At 72.2% G+C, this 19707-nt stretch carries 17 protein-coding genes; 12 read left to right on the forward strand and 5 right to left on the reverse strand.

All coding sequences use genetic code 11. The features are described 5' to 3' along the window. Positions 1-163 precede the first annotated feature (163 nt). From ASF76_RS16035 to ASF76_RS16050, 4 genes are all read left to right on the forward strand, one after another. A complete protein-coding gene (locus ASF76_RS16035) occupies positions 164-1198 on the forward strand; it encodes an amino acid ABC transporter permease (protein WP_055959814.1) in 1035 nt (344 codons plus the stop codon). After that, the gene (locus ASF76_RS16040) at positions 1195-1977 is read left to right on the forward strand and encodes an amino acid ABC transporter ATP-binding protein (RefSeq protein ID WP_055959817.1); all 783 of its coding nucleotides are present in this window, start codon (positions 1195-1197) and stop codon (positions 1975-1977) included. Before ASF76_RS16035 ends, ASF76_RS16040 begins: the two co-directional genes overlap by 4 nt. Before the next feature lie 146 nt (positions 1978-2123). Beyond that, a complete protein-coding gene (locus ASF76_RS16045) occupies positions 2124-3098 on the forward strand; it encodes an ABC transporter substrate-binding protein (RefSeq protein WP_055959820.1) in 975 nt (324 codons plus the stop codon). Between the two features lie 62 nt (positions 3099-3160). Then, positions 3161-3679, forward strand: a complete 519-nt coding sequence (locus tag ASF76_RS16050) for a GNAT family N-acetyltransferase (protein ID WP_055959823.1) — start codon at positions 3161-3163, stop codon at positions 3677-3679. 211 nt (positions 3680-3890) lie between these two features. On the opposite strand, the gene ASF76_RS16055 is transcribed toward ASF76_RS16050, so the two are convergent. Together ASF76_RS16055 and ASF76_RS16060 are read right to left on the reverse strand one after the other, a co-directional pair. After that, complete coding sequence (locus ASF76_RS16055; RefSeq protein ID WP_235561332.1) at positions 3891-4988, reverse strand: FAD-dependent oxidoreductase; 1098 nt, start codon at positions 4986-4988, stop codon at positions 3891-3893. Continuing rightward, a complete protein-coding gene (locus ASF76_RS16060) occupies positions 4985-5497 on the reverse strand; it encodes a GNAT family N-acetyltransferase (protein WP_055959829.1) in 513 nt (170 codons plus the stop codon). Before ASF76_RS16060 ends, ASF76_RS16055 begins: the two co-directional genes overlap by 4 nt. Positions 5498-5740: 243 nt before the next feature. Between ASF76_RS16060 and ASF76_RS16065 the strand changes: the two genes are divergently transcribed. The 5 genes from ASF76_RS16065 (at position 5741) to ASF76_RS16085 (ending at position 12520) form a co-directional block, all read left to right on the forward strand. After that, the gene (locus ASF76_RS16065; protein WP_055959832.1) at positions 5741-6457 is read left to right on the forward strand and encodes a GNAT family N-acetyltransferase; all 717 of its coding nucleotides are present in this window, start codon (positions 5741-5743) and stop codon (positions 6455-6457) included. After that, a complete protein-coding gene (locus ASF76_RS16070) occupies positions 6454-7464 on the forward strand; it encodes an LLM class flavin-dependent oxidoreductase (RefSeq protein WP_055959835.1) in 1011 nt (336 codons plus the stop codon). Before ASF76_RS16065 ends, ASF76_RS16070 begins: the two co-directional genes overlap by 4 nt. Positions 7465-8022: 558 nt before the next feature. Beyond that, entirely contained in the window at positions 8023-9228 is a 1206-nt protein-coding gene (locus ASF76_RS16075; protein WP_055959838.1) for an LLM class flavin-dependent oxidoreductase, read from the forward strand. Further along, positions 9225-10619 carry an NtaA/DmoA family FMN-dependent monooxygenase gene (locus ASF76_RS16080; protein WP_055959841.1) on the forward strand — a complete coding sequence of 465 codons (1395 nt, stop codon included), beginning with the start codon at positions 9225-9227 and terminating at the stop codon, positions 10617-10619. Before ASF76_RS16075 ends, ASF76_RS16080 begins: the two co-directional genes overlap by 4 nt. Then, positions 10616-12520, forward strand: a complete 1905-nt coding sequence (locus tag ASF76_RS16085; RefSeq protein ID WP_055959844.1) for an FAD/NAD(P)-binding protein — start codon at positions 10616-10618, stop codon at positions 12518-12520. The genes ASF76_RS16080 and ASF76_RS16085 overlap by 4 nt, the downstream gene beginning before the upstream one ends. Positions 12521-12572: 52 nt before the next feature. Here ASF76_RS16085 and ASF76_RS16090 read toward each other — a convergent pair whose 3' ends face one another. Then, positions 12573-13097 carry a MarR family winged helix-turn-helix transcriptional regulator gene (locus tag ASF76_RS16090; RefSeq protein ID WP_055959847.1) on the reverse strand — a complete coding sequence of 175 codons (525 nt, stop codon included), beginning with the start codon at positions 13095-13097 and terminating at the stop codon, positions 12573-12575. Positions 13098-13161: 64 nt separating this feature from the next. Here ASF76_RS16090 and ASF76_RS16095 point away from each other — a divergent pair, with 64 nt between their 5' ends. Next, positions 13162-14376, forward strand: a complete 1215-nt coding sequence (locus ASF76_RS16095) for an FAD-dependent monooxygenase (protein WP_055959850.1) — start codon at positions 13162-13164, stop codon at positions 14374-14376. A gap of 91 nt (positions 14377-14467) precedes the next feature. Here ASF76_RS16095 and ASF76_RS16100 read toward each other — a convergent pair whose 3' ends face one another. After that, on the reverse strand, positions 14468-14992 hold the full coding sequence (locus tag ASF76_RS16100) for an adenine phosphoribosyltransferase (RefSeq protein WP_055959854.1): 525 nt from the start codon (positions 14990-14992) through the stop codon (positions 14468-14470). Between the two features lie 459 nt (positions 14993-15451). On the opposite strand from ASF76_RS16100, the gene ASF76_RS16105 reads away from it, so the two are divergent. Together ASF76_RS16105 and ASF76_RS16110 are read left to right on the forward strand one after the other, a co-directional pair. Next, positions 15452-17131 (forward strand): glycoside hydrolase family 13 protein, encoded by a 1680-nt coding sequence (locus tag ASF76_RS16105; protein WP_055959857.1) that lies wholly within the window; start codon positions 15452-15454, stop codon positions 17129-17131. A 38-nt stretch (positions 17132-17169) separates the two neighbouring features. After that, the gene (locus tag ASF76_RS16110; RefSeq protein WP_055959861.1) at positions 17170-18171 is read left to right on the forward strand and encodes a LacI family DNA-binding transcriptional regulator; all 1002 of its coding nucleotides are present in this window, start codon (positions 17170-17172) and stop codon (positions 18169-18171) included. Between the two features lie 84 nt (positions 18172-18255). Here the strand turns inward: ASF76_RS16110 and ASF76_RS16115 are convergent, their stop codons facing one another. Next, positions 18256-19548 carry a DUF4190 domain-containing protein gene (locus tag ASF76_RS16115; RefSeq protein WP_055959864.1) on the reverse strand — a complete coding sequence of 431 codons (1293 nt, stop codon included), beginning with the start codon at positions 19546-19548 and terminating at the stop codon, positions 18256-18258. Between the last annotated feature and the right edge of the window lie 159 nt (positions 19549-19707).

The following is a 19707-nucleotide window of genomic DNA, read 5'->3' on the forward strand; positions in this document are numbered from 1 at the left end:
CACCCCGCCGTCCACCGTGTTACCCGGCGTGGCACCACGTTGCGGCACATGGCGAGGCGTTGCGGCGTGTGAAACGGCGCCTCGCGAGGAGCCTCCGGCCGGTCGTACCGTGACCCTCACCCACTGGCGCTCCGCGTCGGTGCGGAGTCCCGAGGAGCACGATATGACCACCACCGCGCCGGCACCCGCCCACCGCACGACACCGCCTGCCGCAGCGACCGCCAGGGTCGACCTCGGCACCATCGCCGTGGTGCCCACGCGGCACTGGTGGCGGTGGATCCTCAGCGCCCTGCTGCTGTTCGTCGTCGCCCAGTTCGCCTGGAGCCTCGTCACCAACGACCGGTACATGTGGGGCACGTTCGGGGAGTACTTCTTCTCCGAGCCTGTGCTGATCGGCATCGGGTACACCCTGGGCCTCACCGCCGTCTCGGCGGTGGTGGGCTTCACCCTGGGGACGCTGCTCGCCCTCGGCCGCCTGTCCCCCTCGCCGCTGGTGAGCTCGGTCGCGTGGGGCTACATCTGGTTCTTCCGGTCGGTGCCCCTCGTCGTGCAGATCATCGTCTGGTACAACCTCGGCTACCTCTACCCCACGCTGGGTCTCGGGACGCCGTTCACGACCGACTTCTGGATCGTGGAGTTCCCTACGGTGCAGCTGGTGAGCGCTTTCGCCGCCGCGATCCTCGGCCTCGGTCTGCACCAGGCCGCCTACTCGGCGGAGATCATCCGCGGTGGGCTCGTCTCGGTCGACCCGGGCCAGCACGAGGCGGCCGCGGCGCTCGGCATCCCGGCCTCCCGACGCTTGTTCCGCATCATCCTTCCGCAGGCGATGCGCTCGATCGTGCCCAACGCCACGAACGAGGTGATCGGCCTGGTCAAGGGCGCCTCGGTCGTGTTCGTCATCGCGATCCCCGAGCTGTTCTACGCCGTGCAGGTCATCTACAACCGCAACAGCCGCGTCATTCCGCTGCTGCTGGTGGCGGTCGTCTGGTACACGCTCATCACGACGATCCTCAGCGTCGCGCAGTACTACATCGAGCGGTATTACGCCCGGGGTGCCGCGCGGGCCCTGCCCCCGACGCCGGTGCAGCGGGCGCGACGGTGGGTGAGCGTGCAGTGGGCGCGACTCGGCGATTCCCCGGCGCCGCCGGGCGGGGCGGATGCCGAACACCCCGCCGCCGCGAAAGGCGGCCGGGCATGAGCGCGGTCACCGCCACGCGTGGTCTCATCGAGGTCCACCAGGTGCACAAGGCGTTCCACGGCGTCGAGGTCTTGAAGGGCATCGACCTCACCGTGCAGCCCGGCGAGGTCGTCGCGCTGCTCGGACCGAGCGGTTCCGGCAAGTCGACGCTGCTGCGCACCATCAACCACCTCGAAGGGGTGGATGCCGGCTCGATCACCGTCGACGGCGAGTTCATCGGCTACGAGCTGCGCCACGGCAAGCTGCACGAGCTGCGCGAGCGGGAGATCCTGCAGCGGCGGACGCGCGTGGGGATCGTGTTCCAGAACTTCCACCTCTTCCCCCACCTCACCGCGCTCGAGAACATCACCGAGGCCCCCCTCGCCCTGAAGCGATTGGGAAAGGACGACGCTCGCGCGCTCGCCCGTGGCCTGCTCGACCGGGTCGGCCTCGCCCACAAGGCCGACGCCTACCCACGGCAGCTCTCGGGCGGCCAGCAGCAGCGCGTCGCCATCGCGCGGGCACTGGCCCTCAAGCCCCAGGTGCTGCTCTTCGACGAACCCACGAGCGCGCTCGATCCGGAGCTCGTCGGCGAGGTGCTCGACGTGATCCGCGACCTGGCCACGCTCGGCACCACGCTCGTCATCGTCACCCACGAGATCGGCTTCGCCCGCGAGGTGGCCGATCGCGTCGTCTTCCTCGACCAGGGACGCATCGTCGAGCAGGGCACCCCCGACGAGGTGCTGGAGCACCCGCAGCACCCGCGCACGCGGGAGTTCCTGGCCAAAGTCCTCGGCTGAGCCGACCCCACCCCAGAGTCGCGCCGCCCGCGCGCTCGCTCCGACCCGTACCCGAAACGCCGTCCGGCGCCCGCCGGAGGCATCACACCGCCGTCCGTGACGCGACACCGGCGCCACGGCATCCACCCCTCACAAGGAGACACAGCATGGCCCTCAGTAAGAAGCAGAGCATCGCGATCGGAGTGATCGCCGCGGCGGTCGTCGCCGTCGTCGGCGGCGGCGTCGCGATCGGCCTGAACCGGCCGACCGAGGCGGTCGCGGCGCCGGAGCCCTCGGCATCCGCCCCCGCCATCGACTGGGTGCACACCGCCGCCGTCCCCGACGCCGTCGCCGCGCTCGAAGCCAGCGGCTTCACGCCCATCGAACCCGGCAAGCTCACCGTCGCGGTCGGGGCCTTCGTGCCGCCGCTGAGCTACGTGCCCGACGGCGAGACGCTGCCGGCGGGCACCGAGCCCAATTTCGGCTCGCTCATCGCCGAGGGTCTGGGCCTGGAGTACAACCCCGTCGTGGTGGCGTGGGCGGACTGGCCTCTCGGCATCCAGTCGGGCAAGTACGACCTCATCACCTCGAACGTCACGGTGACCGAGGAGCGCAAGGAGCTGTACGACTTCGCCAGCTACCGGCAGGATCTCCTGGGCTTCTCCGTGCGCTCCGACAGCGCCATCGAGACGATCGAGAAGGCCGACGACATCTCGGGCCTCAAGGTCGTCGTGGGCTCGGGCACGAATCAAGAGAAGGTTCTGCTCAACTGGAACGCCGAGCTGACCGCCGCGGGCAAGGCCCCCGCAGAGCTGAACTATTACGACGACAACGCCGCGGCGACCCTCGCCCTGCAGTCGGGCCGCGTCGACGCCACCTTCGGCCCCAACGCCACCGCGGCGTGGGCGGCGAAGGAGACCGGAGAGACCAAGCTCGTGGGAATCATCCCCGGTGGGTGGCCGCTGCAGGCCGACATCGCGGCGGCCACGAAGAAGGGCAACGGCCTCATCGAGCCGGTCAGCATCGTGCTGAACGCGCTCATCGAGGACGGTACCTACGCCGACGTGCTGAACGTGTGGAACCTCACCTCCGAGGGCGTCGACGCCTCCGAGGTCAACCCGCAGGGACTCCCGAAGTCCTGACGCCCTCGAGTGGCCCGGTCTTGCGGGGCCGGGCCACTCCCCCGTTACGCAGAATGGATGCCATGACCACCGCTGTCGCCCCCTCGTTGACCATCCGCCTCATCGTTCCCGAGGAGTACGCCGCGGTGGGCCGGGCGACGGCCGACGCCTACCGGCACAGCTACGAAGGACTGAGCGATGCCTACCTCGCGTCCCTGGCCGATGTGGAGAGCCGCGTGGCCCAGGGTGAGGTGTGGGTCGCTGTCGACGCCGGCGGAGACATCGTGGGATCCGTGTGGATGCCCCGACCCGGCGAAAGGCTGTCGGAACTCGCGCGCGACGGGGAGGTGGACTTCCGTCAGCTCGCCGTCTCCCCCGCCGCCCGGGGTCGCGGCGTCGGTGAGGCCCTGACCCGTCACGTCGTCGCCGCGGCGCGCAGCCGCGGCGCGCGCCGCGTGGTGATGAACAGCGGTCCCGAGATGCTCGGCGCGCACGCGCTGTACCTCAAGCTCGGCTTCCGGCGGCTGACCGAGCGGGAGCACCCCGTCGAGGTGGAGCCGGGTCGATTCCTCGACCTGCGGGCGTTCGGGTTCGACCTCTGAGGCGGTTCCACCCCTCGGCGGAGCCGGCCCGGGCGGGAGCCGCGTCGAAGGGTCCACGCCGTGAGCCACCGGGCGCGGTGTGGGGGTGAGAAATGTGCAGCGGGGCGGTCGTCACCCGCCCCACTGCACATTTCGCGCCCCGAACCCCCGGCGACTCCGGCGCCCCGAACCCCCGCGACTCCGGCGCTCCGAACCCCGCGTCCAGGACTTCTCAGCGCGACGCGAGGGCCGCGAGTATCCGCCCCACCACCGGCGTGAACTTGAAACCATGGCCGGAGAAGCCCGCGCCCACGACGACCGGCCCGACTCGATCGAGCACGAAGCGGGCGTCGACGGTCGAGGTGTAGGTGCAGGTGACCTCGCGGAACGCCGTGGCATCCACCCCGGGAAGCCACTCGTGGGCGTAGCGGACGAGGGCCGAGGTCAACGCGGGGTCGGGGAGGAAGCTGCGGAGGTCGGGGTCGACCTCGGGTCCGGCCGCATGCCAGCCGGCCTTCACCCCCTGGCCCGGGGTGAGCATCCCGTAGACCGGTGCGCGGAACCACGACGTCGCCGGATCCGCGGGATCGGGATGGTGGTTGAAGCCCGGCCAGACGCTCGCGGGGTCGCGCGGGCGGAAATGCGCCGGCTGCTCCTGTGTCACCCGCAGCGCCGGCAGGCGCACCCCGCGAACGGTCGCGAGCGTCTTCGCCGTCCACGCGCCCGCCGTGCACACGAGCCGCCGCGCGCGAACGCGACGCCGGCCCTCGGCATCCGTCACGGTGAACCGGACGTCGTCATCGCCGTGCACCTCGACCCCCGACACCGCGGTGCGCCACTGCACGCGAGCACCGGATGCCGCAGCGCCGGCCAGGAACGCGGCGACCGAGGAGTCGGCATCCAGGCGCCCAGCACCAGGGGTGTGCAGCACAGGACCCGCGAAGCGCAGGCCGGGCCACCGCGTCGACGCGGCAGAGGCGTCGAGAAGCTCGGCGTCGAACCCGCCCGCGGCGATCGCCTCGGTCGCGGCGGCGAGGTCGCGCCCAGCGCCATGCGTGACGATGCCGGTGGTTTCGAGAAGCGGGACGCCAGCCTCGGACTCGAGGTCGCGCCAGAGCGCGCGCGCGTCGCGCAGCCAGGCCAGATACTCGGGTTCGGTGTAGGCGACGTTGAAGTTGCGCGAGGCGCCGTGCGATGCCCCTCGCACGTGACCGGGCTCGAACTGCTCGAGGACGGTCACGGAGCGGCCCGCGCGGGCGAGATGCCACGCCGTGGCTGGCCCCATCGCGCCGGCGCCGACGACGGCGACGTCGAGGATCTCGTCGCTCACGCGCAGGCCGTGGCGAGCGGCTTCGCGAAGCATCGCGACGCGGGGAACCGGACGTACGGCGCGAAGGTGTCGATGGGGTGATACCCGATGCGCTCGTACAGCGCGATGGCCTCGGGCTGACGGTCGCCCGTCTGCAGGATCAGCCGCGTCGCGCCGCGGTCCGCGCCGACGCGCTCGAGCTCGGCCATGAGAGCCCGGCTCGCGCCCTGCCCGCGGGCTCGTCGCTCGACGAAGACCCGCTTCACCTCGAGCTCGTCGCCGAGCGCCCGCAGGGCCGCGTGGCCGACGGGATCACCCGCCGCGTCGTGCACCAGGATCACGTCGAGGATCGTGCCGGGATCGACCGCGAAGTCCTCGGCGAGGACGGCCCGCGTCTCGTCGTCGAACGCGGAGAACGCGTCGGCGTAGCGCGGGCTGATCTCCTCGTCCATCGCGGCGCGCAGGGCCACGGCCCGCTCGTCGTGCCAGGCGACCCGTTCGATCGTCCACGCGTTGTCCGCCGCCGTCATCCCGCCAGTATTCCGCCGCTGCGGGCGCTCGTAGCCGGCGCCGGAAACGGCGGGTAACACGCGGGGCGTCGCCACGGTCGCGTCCGTTGACCCGGGCGGCGCGGAGACGAGCCGCGTGAAACGTGGTGTCGTGGGCCGTCATCGATCGACGTCTGCCTTCGCGCGCCGTCCCATGACGTGCCCGGCGTTGCGTCGGGTGACCCCCGGCTTGCACGACCGAGACGACCGGCGCAGAGTGTCCCGGTGACCTCCGTCTCGACCCTCGACTTCCCCCACGCCGACGCCACCGTCCTCGACAACGCGGCCTGGCATTCACTGGCGGGCCCCCACGCCTCATTCGCGATCGGCGGCGACCTCGTGCGCCGCTATCCCGCCGACGTCGCCCCCTTCGTCGCGGTGCGCACCTGGGACGAACCCGGCGTGTGGGACGCCCTGCGCGAGCTCGTCGGACCGGGTGCCGAGGTCGGCCTGTCGGGCTACGAGGGCGGCTTCCCCGAGGGCTGGGAGTACCTCGGCGGCGGCGAGGGCGTGCAGCTCGTCGAGACCGACGCGTTGCAGACACGTCCCGACGGGGAGGCGATCGAGCTGGATGCCGACGACGCGGCCGACATGATCGCGATCGTCGACCGCAACCAGCCCGGGCCCTTCCGGCCCCGCACCTACGAGCTCGGCCGGTACATCGGCATCCGTCGCGAGGGGCGTCTGGTAGCCATGGCCGGCGAGCGCCTGCACCCCACCGGCTGGACGGAGATCAGCGCCGTCGCGGTGGATGCCGACCACCGACGCCAGGGCCTCGCCTCGCGCCTCGTGCTCGACGTGGCCTTCCACATCCAGCAGCGCGGCGACCGCGCCCTGCTTCACGCGGCGGCGACGAACGTCAACGCGATCGCGGCCTACGAGAAGCTGGGCTTCGCGCTGCGGCGGCGAAACCAGTTCGCCGCGGTGCGGACGCCCGCATGACCCGACCTCTCCGCTCCCTCGGCTTCCTCACCATCGGCCTCTTCGACCGCGAGAACCCGCGTGCCGGACACGAGACGACCCTGTCGATCATCGAGCGCGGCGAGAGCCTGGGCTTCGACAGCGCATGGCTGCGCGACCGGCACCTGCAGTACGGCATCTCCTCCCCCGTCGCGGTGTTGGCCGCCGCGTCCCAGCGCACGAGCCGCATCCGCCTCGGGACCGCCGTCATCCCGCTCGGGTGGGAGAACCCGCTGCGCCTCGCCGAAGACCTCGCGACCGTCGACGTCCTCAGCGGCGGTCGGCTGGAGCCGGGCTTCTCGGTCGGTCCGCCCCGGCGCCTCGACGAGATCGCGCCGGCGCTGTACCCCGACACGGCCGAGCACGAGGAGTTCGGGTACGAGCGTCTCGGGCGCCTGCGCCGTTTCCTCGCCGGCGAGCAGGTCAGCCCGTTCGCGGGGACCGAGGGGATCGAGGAATACTCCGAGCGCATCGAACCGCACGCGGCGGGTCTCTCCGACCGGCTCTGGTACGGGGCGGGGAGCCCGGCATCCACGACCTGGGCGGCCGAGAACGGCTTCCACCTGCTCACCAGCAGCGTCATCCAGTCGACGACGACGACCGACTTCGACACCGAGCAGGACGCGCAGATCCGGCTGTACCGCGAGACGCACCCCGACGGCGAGAACGCCCGGGTCTCGCAGGGCCTCGTCGTCGTCCCCACCGACACCGCGACGCCGGACCAACGTCGGCGGTACGAGGCCTACGCCGACTCGCGGCGCGGGCGCGTCGGCATCCCCCAGGGTCCGCGCGGGCTGCTGTTCGCCGAAGACCTCGTCGGCACGTCGGAGCAGATCGCCGAGCAGCTGCACGCGACCCGCGCGTTCGGCCAGGTCGACGAGGTCGCATTCGCCCTGCCGTTCGCCCTCGAGCCCGACGACTACGTGCAGATCCTCGAGGACATCGCGGGGCGGCTCGGGCCGCTGCTGGGCTGGACGCCAGGCGGCTGATTCGCCGCCCCGCGGGTGCCCCGCGGGTGCGACCGGCGGCGGGCGGGCGGCGCGCACACAACCTCAGCGATCCACACAACCTCAGCCGGCATCCCCCCACTCGGGCTGAGGTTGTGCGAATCGCTGACATCGCGGCGGCAGGACGGCGGCCCGCGCGTACCTTCTCACGCAGGGGGCCGGATGCCGGGCTTCACCATCCCCCTCCTCCAGCTGAGCGTCCAGAACACACGGGACGGGATCACGCGACGCCCGGGTGTCGTGGACACTCGGCGGTGGATGCGGCCGCCCGGGCCCCGCGCCCGCGCCCCCGTACCCCCGCGCGCCTCCCGCGCCCGCGCGCCCCCGCGCCCGCGCCCCAGCCACGCGTGAGCGTCCACAACCCCCGGACCAGAGTTCGCGACGTCCGCGTGTCGTGGACACTCGAGCGGGGGAGTACGCCGCCACAGCCGTAACAATGACGCCTCGCGGCGCTGTATGACGGCCGCGATTGTGCCCTCACGGCCGCGGCGGCACAGTGGGCCTCTCGGCGGGACCGGCCCGCCGCGAAGGGATCCCCCGATGCCCGATCGCATCCACCTCGCCGTCGCCCTCGACGGTGCCGGCTGGCATCCGGCCGCCTGGCGCGAGCCCGCCGCCCGCCCGACCGAGCTGACCTCCGCCGCCTACTGGCGCACTCTCGCCCGCACTGCCGACGGCGCGGGCCTGCTGCTCGCCACGATCGAAGACGCGCTGAGCCTCGGCGGCCGTTCCCTCGAACCGGATGCCGAGACCCGGCGCGACCGCGTGCGCGGGCGACTCGACGCGGTGCTGGTGGCGTCGTTCCTGGCGCCGCTGACGCGCCGAATCGGCCTCGTCCCGACCGCGACCACCGCGCACTCCGAGCCCTTCCACCTGGCCACGGGGCTGCAGACCCTCGACCACACGAGCCGCGGCCGCGCGGGCGTGCGCCTCGTCGCGGGATCCACCGAGCAGGAGCGGGCGAACTTCGGCCGTCGCGCCGACGGCCCCTCGGGTCTCCCGGCATCCGGCCGGGTCGAAGACGACCCCGCTCTGCTGGCGGCGTTCCGCGAGGCCGGAGAGGTCGCCGACGTCATCCGTCGACTCGCCGACTCGTGGGAGGACGACTCGATCGTGCGCGATCTCGCGTCGGGGAAGTTCCTCGACCGCGAGCGCGTGCACAACGTCGCCTTCGAGGGCGAATTCTTCTCGATCACCGGCGCCTCGATCGTGCCGCGGTCCCCACAGGGCCAGCCCCTCGTCACCGCCCTCGCGCATCAGACGGTGCCGTACCGCTTCGCCGCGGAGCACGCCGACCTCGTGTTCGTCACGCCCCGTGATGCGGCCGCGGTCGGTGGCATCCTGAACGAGCTCGCGGATGCCGCCGACGCGGTGCGCGGGCTCGACGACCCGCTGCGGGTCTTCGCCGACCTGTTCGTGCTCGTCGAGGAGACCCCCGCCGCGGCCGCGTCGGTCTGGAACCGTCTGCAGGAGCGCGCGCCGCTCGCCACCGACGCCCGCGTCGTCGTGGGCACCGCCGACGACGTCGTGGAAGAGATCCGCGCTCTCGCCGATGCCGGGGTCGACGGCGTCCGCCTGCGTCCCGCGCGACTGCCGGCCGACCTCGACGCCATCGCCGACCGGGTGATCCCGCGGGCGGCGAGTGCCGGCATCCTGATCCCCGACGACGGCGCGCCCACCCTGCGCGAGCGCGTCGGACTCCCCCGTCTCGCCAGCCGATACGCCCGTCAGGAGGTCGGCGCATGACCCGCCGTCAGATCCATCTCGCCGCCCACTTCCCCGGGGTCAACAACACGACCGTCTGGACCGACCCGGCCGCGGGCAGCCAGATCGACTTCGCCTCCTTCGAGCACTTCGCCCGCACCGCCGAGCGCGGCTTCTTCGACTACCTGTTCCTTGCCGAGGGCCTGCGGCTGCGCGAACACCGCGGTCAGCTGCACGACCTCGACGTCGCCGGGCGTCCGAACACCCTCGCGATCCTCACCGCGCTGGCCGCCGTGACCGAGCACATCGGGCTGGTCGGCACCCTCAACACCACCTTCAACGAGCCGTACGAGCTCGCCCGCCAGCTCGGCACCCTCGACCTGCTCTCGAACGGCCGCGCCGGGTGGAACGCCGTGACCAGCTCCGACGCGTTCCACGGCGCGAACTTCCGCCGCGGCGGATACCTCGACCACGCCGATCGGTACGTGCGGGCCTCCGAGTTCGCCGAGCTCTCGAAAGCGCTGTGGTCGTCGTGGCGCGACGACGCGATCGTGGCGGATGCCGAGACCGGGGCATTTCTTCGCGACGACGCCATCGCGCGGGTACGGCACGAGTCCCGTCTGTTCGACGTCGACGCGGTGTTCGACGTCCCCCGCTCCCCGCAGGGACGTCCGGTGATCGTGCAGGCCGGCGACTCCGCCGACGGCCGCGACTTCGCCACCGCCCACGCCGACGTGATCTTCTCGCTGCACACCGCGTTCGACGACGCGCAGCAGTTCTACCGCGACGTGAAGGGACGCCTCGCCGCCCACGGCCGCCACGAGGACTCGCTGAAGATCCTGCCCGCGGCGACCTTCGTGCTCGGCGACACCGCAGCCGAGGCCCGCGAGCACTCGCGCGAGATCGCCCTCGCCCAGGTGCGGCCGCAGACCGCGATCACCTATCTCGAGCAGATCTGGAACCGCGACCTCAGCGGGTACGACGCCGACGGCCCCCTGCCCGACGTCGAACCCGACACGGGCGTCGAGACCGCGCAGGGCTTCGCCGGCCGGCACGCGGCGATCCGCGCCCGGGTGGGTCAGTTGCGTGCACAGGCGACGGCCGAGAACCTCAGTATCCGCGAGCTGGTGATCCGCCTGACGGCGAACCACACCTTCGTCGGGACGCCCGAGCACGTGGCATCCGAGATCGACCGCTACGTGCAGGAGCGCGCGACCGACGGCTTCACCGTCGTCGGACACGTCACCCCGCACGGCCTCGACGAGTTCGCCGAGAGGGTCGTGCCGCTGCTGCAGGAGCGCGGGTCGTACCGCCGCTCCTACGACGAGGGGGCGACGCTGCACGATCTGCTGGGGCTGCCACCGGTGGCCGCGGCCGCGTCCGCCCCCGGATCGGTCGGCGCGCTCGACACCGCGTCGGCCGCCGCGCGATGAGCGATCGGGCGGCGCGGCTCGTCATCGTCGGAGCGGGGCCTCGCGCGGTGATGCTCGTCGAGCGGTTGCTCGCCCGGCGCACGAAAGCCGCGACTCCGGCCCTGCACGTCACCCTCGTCGACCCCCATCCGCCCGGCGCGGGCCGTATCTGGCGACGAGAGCAGTCGCCCCTGCTCAAGCTCAACTCGATGGCGCGCGACGTCACGGTGTTCACCGATGAGTCGTGCACGATCGCGGGTCCGGTGCGTTCGGGACCGTCGCTCATCGAGTGGGCCGAGCGCGTGCGCGCGGGCTCGCTGCCCGACGTCGACATCGCCGATCCCGACCTCGCATCCGAGCTGCAGGCGCTCCGCGGCGACAGCTTCCCCACGCGCCGGCTGCAGAGCGAATACCTCGACTGGTTCTGGCGCCGCACGGTCGCCATCGCGCCGCCCGGCGTCGAGGTGCGGTGGCACCGCGGGGCCGTGCAGTGGGTCGACGACACGGTCGACGGCTACGAGGTGGCCTTGGCCGACGGCATCCGTCTGCCGGCCGACATCGTCGTGTACGCCCTCGGCCACAACGGACGCGAGCCCGACGGCGAGACCCGCGACCTGCTCGTCGCGGCCTCCGGGGCCGGGCTGACGTACGTGCCGCCGTCGTTCACCGCCGATGCCGACCTCTCCGAGCTCGGCCCCGGCGACGACGTCATCGTGCGCGGAATGGGACTCGCCGCGGTGGATGCCGTCGTGCTGCTCACCGAGGGGCGTGGCGGCCGCTTCGTCCGCACCGGGGAGGGCGCCCTGCGCTATGAGCCGTCGGGACGGGAACCGCGTCTGCACCTCGGTTCGCGCCGCGGGGTGCCCTACCGCTCGAAGGTGTCGTCCCAGGTGCAGGGCGAGCCTCCGACGCGCGAGGTGCTGACCCCGGCCGCCGTCGCCGCCCTGCTCGCTCGGCCGGGCACGATCGATTTCCTCGACGACGTGTGGCCGCTCGTCGCGCGGGAGCTCGTGTGGGGGCACTACCGCGAGCTGTTCACCGGCCACCCCGAGCGGGTGACGACGACGTGGGGTGATTTCCGCAGGACCTTGCGCGAGGTCGACGGGAACACCGCCGCCCTCCGCCGCGCGGTCGCCGCCGTCGTGCCCGACCCGCTCGATCGCTTCGACGTGCCCGCGCTCGACGTGCCACTCGGCGACGAGGCGTTCGTCGACGCCGCCGACGTGCACCGGCGCGTCCGCCGCCACATCGCCGACGACCTGCATCTGCGCACGACGCAGGAACACAGCACCACGCAGGCGGTGTTCCTGACGATCCTGCTGTCGTTCCTGGCCCTCGCCGACATCCCCACCGAGCGATGGAGCGCCAGATCTCGGGCTGTCGACCTGCCCGTGACCTGGCACACGTTCTTCAGCTACGTCGCTTCCGGGCCGCCCGCCCACCGTCTCGAAGAGATCGCCGCCCTGGCCGACGCCAGCGTTGTGCGCTTCCTCGGACCCGATGTGGCCGTGCGCATCGCGGGCGGCCGTTTCACGGCATCCTCTCCCCGCGGTCCCGGAGAAGTGGTGACCACCAGCCTCGTCGACGCCTGGCTCCCCGGCAGCGGGGCCGCCGCGAGCGAGAATCCGGCGTTGCGCGAGCTCGCCACCCGCCACGGCCGCGAGGTGCACGTCAGCGACGCGACGTTCACCGGCTCACTCGGGCGCATCGACGTCGACGCCGACGGCCGGGTCATCGCGCGCGACGGCTCGGTCCACGCGACGCTGTTCGCCCTCGGTCCCTTCACGTCGGGCATGGAGGCCGGGGCGTTCACGCGGCCCCGGTCGAACGCCCTGTCGCTGCGTCAGACCGACCGCGTGGCCGGGGCGGTGGCGGACGCGGTGGCGGCGGTGCGCGCTCCCGCCGGCGCCCCCTCTCGTTGAGTGTCCACGACACACCGCGTCCTGGGTAGGCGGCGCGGCGTGTCGTGGACGCTCAACGCTGGGGGGCGCGAGGAGGGTGCGGCGCGGGCGTCTCGCGCAGTCGCGCGTTCGCGGCGGCCGCAGCGTCGGTCATGCGATCGAGGAAAACCCGGATGATGCGCAGCTCCTCGGCCGTGGTCTCCCGTGTGGCCGCGGCCACCTCGGCACCCGCGAATCCGAGGAACCGTTCCATCCCCTCCAGCGCCGTCGCGGTCGGGTGCAGGGTGACCCGTCGACGGTCAGCGTCATCGCGACGACGGGTGACGTGCCCGGCGCGCTCGAGGCGGTCGATCAGCACCGACACCGCCCCTGACGTCATCCCGATCTGACGCGCGAGCTGTGCGGGCGCCACCGGCTCCCCCGACTGCACAGCCCAGACGATCTGCCCGAGCGCCTCGGCATCCGACGCCGGCAGGCCCATCCACGTCGAGAGGTGCCGGTTGAGCTCATCGGATGCCATCGTCCAGTCGCGCAGGCGGTGCATGACCGCGACCTCGAGGTCGGACCAGGTCATCGAGAGCGAATTCAACGCGGCCATGCAAAGACTTTACAGTCAAGTGACTTTACTGTAAAGCTATCCGTATCTATCACGAGGAGTCGTCATGACCGCACCGCACGCCCTCATCACCGGCGCCAGCATCGCCGGACTCTCCGCCGCCTGGTGGCTGCGACGGATCGGGTGGGACGTCACCGTCGTCGAGAGATCGCCCGCCTTCCGCGACGGCGGGCAGAACGTCGACGTGCGCGGCATCGCCCGCGAGGTGCTCGATCGCATGGCCCTGACCGATGCGATCCGCGCCAAGAACACCACCGAGACCGGCACGGTCATCGTCGACGCGCACGACAAGGTCATCGCCGAGCTCCCCTCCGACGGACCCGATGGGGCGACGGCCGAGCTCGAGGTGCTCCGCGGCGATTTCGCGCGCGCGATCCTCGAATCCCTCCCCGCGGGCGTCCGCTTCGTCTACGGCGAGGCCGTGGCGGAGGTCGACGAGTCGCGCGAAGACCGCGTCTCGATCGTCACCGAGGGCGGCGAGCGCCTCGACGCCGCCCTGCTGGTCGTGGCCGAAGGCGTGCGCTCGCGCACGCGCGACCTGCTCTTCGCCGCGTCGGAGGTCGATGCCGACCCTCTCGGCATCACCATGGCCTTCGGCACCATCCCACGCACCGCCGACGACGACGACCGCTGGCGCTGGTACAACGCGGTCGGCGGGCGCCAGGTGCACCTGCGCCCGGACCCCTACGGCACGACCCGCGCGATCCTGTCGTACGCGGGTGACGACGGCCTCGCCGAGCGCGACCGCGACGACGCCCTGCGCGTCCTGCGCGAGCGCTACGCCGACGCGGGGTGGCAGGCCCCGCGCGTGCTCGACGGCTTCGAGTCGTCCGACGACGTGTACATCGACGAGCTCACGCAGATCCGGATGCCGGGATGGCACCGTGGCCGCGTGTGCGTGATCGGCGACGCGGCGTGGTGCGTGACCCCGATGGGCGGGGGTGGCTCATCGCTCGCGCTGACCGGCGGATATGTGCTCGCGGCCTTTCTGTCGCAGATCGACGGACCCCTCGACCGCGACCGCCTCGACGAAGCGCTCACATCGTTCGACGGGTGGATGCGTCCCCTGGTCGATCAGATCCAGGGCATCCCCCGCGGGATGCTGCGACTGGCGTACCCGCACACCCGGCTCGGCCTGGCCGCGCGCGGTGTGCTCATGAAGGCCATGACCGCGCCGCCGCTCTCGCACCTGGCAGCGCGATTCGGCCAGGTCGCGGACACCGATCAGAAACTGCCGACGCTCCGCGAGAGGGCGGCCTGACACCGACCACGAACGCTGGTGACGCGGGATCCAAACCTGTCGGCATCCGGCCATCTCCCGAAACACTCGACGGGTCGAGCCCGGTCGGGCGTCAGACGTGGAAGACCGCGTGCACGTCGCCGCCGAGCGCCGCGCGACCGCCGAGGGCGTCGATCTCGAGCAGCGTCGCGATGCCGACGACCTCGCTCCCGACGGCCCGCAGCAGGTCGCGTCCGGCGCGGAGGGTTCCGCCGGTGGCGAGCACGTCGTCGAGCAGCAGCACCCGGGCGCCCGCGGCGTTGTCGTCGTGCATCTCGATCTGCGCCGAGCCGTACTCGAGGTCGTACGACATCGACGCCGCCGGGCGCGGCAGCTTTCCGGCCTTGCGGATCGGCATGAGGCCCACGTTCGCGACGACGGCTGCGGCCCCCGCCAGCAGGAACCCGCGCGCCTCGACGCCCGCGACGGCGTCGATGCGGCCGGCGAAGGGTTCCACGAGCGCCTCGACGACGGTGCGCAGGGCAGCGGCATCCGTCAGCAGCGGCGTGATGTCGCGGAACATGATGCCCGGCTTCGGGTAGTCGGGGATGCTCGTGATGAGCGATTCAGCGCGGGCGAGGGCAGAGGCGTCGGGCACCGCCCCAGCCTAATCGCGCGGTCCGTCCCCCTCCCCCTTGTTGAGTGTCCAAGACACGCCGCGTTCCCCCCGCCGCGTGCGGCGTGTTCTGGACACTCACACACCCGGCGCTCAGCGCCGCGCATCCGCCACTCCGCGCCACACCCCCGTTGAGTGTCCAAGACACGCCGCACACGGACCCGGGAGGCGGCGTGTTCTGGACACTCAACGCCAAGGGCCGCGCGCCGGGCACCAGGGCGGGGCGCCGGGCGCCGGGGCACCGGGCGGGGCGAACGCGGCGTGCCGAGCGCCGCCCGCACGACGCCCACCCCCGCCGTCCGCGTGACACCCCCGTTGAGTGTCCAAGACACGCCGCGTACCGCTCGACGACTGCGGCGTGTTCTGGACACTCACCGAGGAAGGGCCCGCGGAGGTGACCAGGATTGACGCGACTGCAAGCGCTTGCACTATCGTGGCCGCATGACTTTCACGCAGGAAGATGCGCGCGCCGATCTCGCCTCCGCACCCGGATCTGAGTGGTGGCGGACCGCCGTCATCTACCAGATCTATCCCCGGTCGTTCGCCGATGCGTCGGGCAACGGCCTCGGCGACCTGCCCGGCGTCACCGCGCACCTCGACGACCTGCAGACGCTGGGGGTGGATGCCATCTGGCTGAGCCCCTTCCAGACGTCTCCGCAGAAAGACGCGGGCTACGACGTCGCCGACTACCGCGACGTCGACCCGATCTTCGGCACCCTGGCCGACTTCGACGACATGCTCGCGGGTGCGCACGAGCGCGGCATCCGGGTCATCGTCGACCTCGTCCCGAACCACTCCAGTGATCAGCACGTGTGGTTCCAAGAGGCCCTGAAGGCGGCTCCGGGCAGCCCCGAGCGCGCGCGCTACATCTTCCGCGAGGGCAAGGGCGAGAACGGCGAGCTGCCCCCCAACAACTGGGAGAGCGTCTTCGGCGGCGGCATGTGGAAGCGCGTGACCGAGGCCGACGGCACGCCCGGGCAGTGGTACCTGCACATCTTCGACGAGACCCAGCCCGACTTCGACTGGACCAACGAAGAGGTGCGCGCGGAGTTCCGCGACATCCTGCGCTTCTGGCTCGACCGCGGGGTCGACGGGTTCCGCGTCGACGTGGCGCACGGTCTCATCAAGGCCGAGGGCCTGCCCGACTTCACGCCCGACCCCGACGGCGGCTCCATGGGCGGCGACGCCGAGGAGGTTCCGTACTGGGGCCAGCCGGGCGTGCACGACGTGTGGCGCGAGTGGCACGAGGTGCTCGCCGCGTACGACGGCGACCGCGCGCTCTGCGCCGAGGCGTGGCTCCCCACCGTCGAGCAGACCGCACTGTGGGTGCGCCCCGACGAGATGCACCAGGCGTTCAACTTCCACTACCTCGAGACGGAATGGGATGCCGCGGCCCTGCGCGCCGTGATCACCGAGTCGCTCGAGGAGTACGGCGCCGTGGGCGCCCCGAGCACCTGGGTGCTGTCGAACCACGACGTCGTGCGCCACGCCTCGCGTCTCGCGCTGACGGCGGAGAATCCTCAGGGTGCCGGTATCGGCCCGAAGTCCCCCGGCCAGCCCGACCCGGTGAAGGGGCTGCACCGCGCTCGAGCGGCCACCTCCCTGATGCTCGCCCTCCCGGGATCGTCGTACCTCTATCAGGGCGAGGAGCTGGGCCTGCCCGAGGTCATCGACCTGCCCGACGACGCCCGTCAGGACCCCACGTGGTTCCGCACGAACGGCGAGCGCTACGGGCGCGACGGATGCCGCGTGCCGATCCCCTGGATCGCGGACGCCCCCGCCTACGGCTTCAACTCCACCGGCGAGTCGTGGCTGCCGCAGCCCGCCGAGTGGGCCGAGCTCGCGCACGACGTGCAGGTCGACGACCCCGCCTCGACGCTCACTCTCTACCGGTCTCTCCTCGCCGAGCGCCGCGTCCGCGATCTCGGCGCCGGCCACATCGACTGGCTCGACGAGTACGGCGACGACGTGGTGGCCTTCCGCAACGGCTCGCTGCTGGTGGTGGCCAACCTCGGCGACCAGGCCGTCGAGTTGCCCGCGGGCGAGGTGCTCATCGCGAGTGGCCCCCTCGACGGCGACCGGTTGCCGACCGATACGACCGTCTGGATCGCCGCGGCCTGAGCCGCGGCATCCATCCGCTCCCCGGAGGACACGAGACCGTGGCCGGGATCGACGACGTCGCGCGCGCGGCGGGAGTGTCGACGGCCACGGTCTCACGGGCGCTGAGCGGGCGCGGCTCGGTGTCGAGCGCGACGCGCGAGCGCGTGCTCGCCGCCGCCGGGAGCCTCGGTTACGTGGTGTCGGCGGCCGCGTCGACCCTCGCGACCGGCCGCGCACGGGCGGTCGGGGTGGTCGTGCCGTTCCTCGACCGGTGGTTCTTCAGCACCGTGCTCGCGGGCATCTCCGACGCGCTCGTGCGACGCGGCTACGACATCACGCTGTACAGCGTGAGCGCCGACCCGGCCGACCGGCGCCGCGTCTTCGACGACCACCTGCGGCGGCGACGCATCGACGCGGTCATCACCATCGCCCTCGAGCTCGATGCCGAGGAGTCGTCGTCGCTGCGCAGCCTCGGCGTGCCGATCGTCGCGATCGCCGGCCCCAACCCCCTGCTCACCACGCTCACCGTCGACGATCTGGCCGTGGGGCGCCTCGCGACCGCGCATCTGCTCGGCCTCGGCCATCGACGCCTCGCCCACATCGGAGCGGATGCCGTGGCGGACGCCGCCTCGTCGGTGCCGACCCTGCGACGCCGCGGCTTCGAGGAGACGCTGGCCGACGCCGGCATCGAGGCGCACGGCGTCGAACCGGCCGACTTCACCATCGAGGGCGGATCGGGCGCGGCGGCCCGCCTGCTCTCGTCCGACGAGGCCCCCACGGCCCTGTTCGCCGCATCCGACGAAATGGCGATCGGAGCGATCCTCGCCGCGCGCGAGCTCGGCCTGCGCGTACCCGACGACGTCTCGATCATCGGCGTCGACGGGCACGAACTCGGTCGCTGGTTCGGCCTGACGAGCATCGACCAGTTCGCGCGCGGACAGGGCGAGCGCGCCGCCGAGGTGGTGCTGCGCGCGCTCGACGGTGCCCGACCGGCCCGGGGTCTGGGCACCCTGCCGTTCGAGCTGGTCGACCGCGGCTCGACCGCGCCGCCGGGGCGCTGATCCGTCCGGCTCACCGAGCGGCGTCGCGCAGAGTGCTGGTCGACCGCGGCTCGACCGTGCCGCCGGGGCGCTGATCCGTCCGGATCACCGAGCTGCGTCGCGCAAAGTGCCGGTGACGGCGCCCGCCGGGTCGGTGACGAAGCACGACACACGGCGATCATCGACCAGCCACGTCTTGCGCGTGGGGCTCAGGTAGAAGTATTCGAGCACGGAGCGGTCATAGGCCATGCCGACGAAGCCGGAGAACGCCTCCACACAGCCCGCCTCCGCCCGATGAGCGATCTCCGCGTCGCCCGGATAGTCGTCCGCGGCCTTCGCGACCGAGAACGCTGCGTAGAGCTCATAGGTGTGCGGTGCCACACAGTCGACGAGGGTGGCGTCGCTGATCTCGCCGCGTCCCCGTTGGGAGAAGCACTGACCCGGCTCGAGCGTGAAGGGCGGAACAGGCGTCTCCGAACCCGTCGGCGTGGTCGATGCAGAGGGGCTCGATGCGGAGACGCTCACCGGACTCAACACCGTCCGGGTGTCGACGGCCATCCCCCACACGCCCGCGACGATGGCCGCCCCCATGACGACCGTCAGCGCCGACCCGACGACGATCCCCGCGACCGCGACACCGCGCCCTCGTTCGGACGTGCGGCGCAGGGTGCCGAGGGCGAAGGCTCCGGCCACGATGCCGCCGATCGGTGCGATGAACCCCAGGACGAGCGCAAGCACCGCGACGGTGTTCACGGCCGGATCCTTCTCAAGGGCGGAAGCGTCGCTCACGGCGAGGGCGCCCCGCCCGCGCACGTCGTCCGGCGACGCGGCGTCAACGGCCACCGACTCGTCGTCCTCCGCGGCCCTCGGCCGCATCGACGCGCCGGGCCGTGCGTTCACGGTGCTCGAGTCTTCGCTCAGGGACGGCGCGCCGTCTCCGACATGCACCCCTTCGTCGTGCGCGACCCTCACCTCGACGGGCGTGGGGCCCACCGCGCCGACGGTCGCCGACACCGTCGAATCGCGGGCGGCACCGCCCGTGTCCGTCTCCTCTGTCGGCGGTGTGAGATCGTCGTCCACCGAGCCCTCGACGGACTCGGCGATCAGTCCGCGCTCGGCCAGCCGCATCCGGGCCACATGCGCCGCCGCGAAGACAACGGCGCTGCCCCCGTCATCGGCGAAGTGCGCGACGCTCCCGCCCGCCCAGGCGTCGACCCGCACGACGAAGCTCACTCGCGGTGCGACCGAACTCGAGCCGAACGCGTGCGCGTCGCGCTCGACGTCGAGCACATCGTCCCGCTCGCGCACGACGAAGCCCTGCTCCGACAGCGTGGCGGCAACAGCCGAGGATGCGCGATCAGGCGGGACGGTCAGGAACAGAGGCGATACTGCGGCCATCGGGTACCTCCGCGCAAACGATGCCGCGCCCGCGCGCAGCCCCGTTCACCGTAGATCCCGGTGGCACGAGGTCGGTGCGCGTTTCGAGACGCCCGCGGCAGTTCTCACCAGGCGATTCACCCGCTCAGCACCCGAAGACCGGGCCCGCGCGAAGCTCCT

The sequence above is a fragment of the Microbacterium sp. Leaf151 genome (assembly GCF_001424225.1).
Classification (GTDB): Bacteria; Actinomycetota; Actinomycetes; order Actinomycetales; family Microbacteriaceae; genus Microbacterium.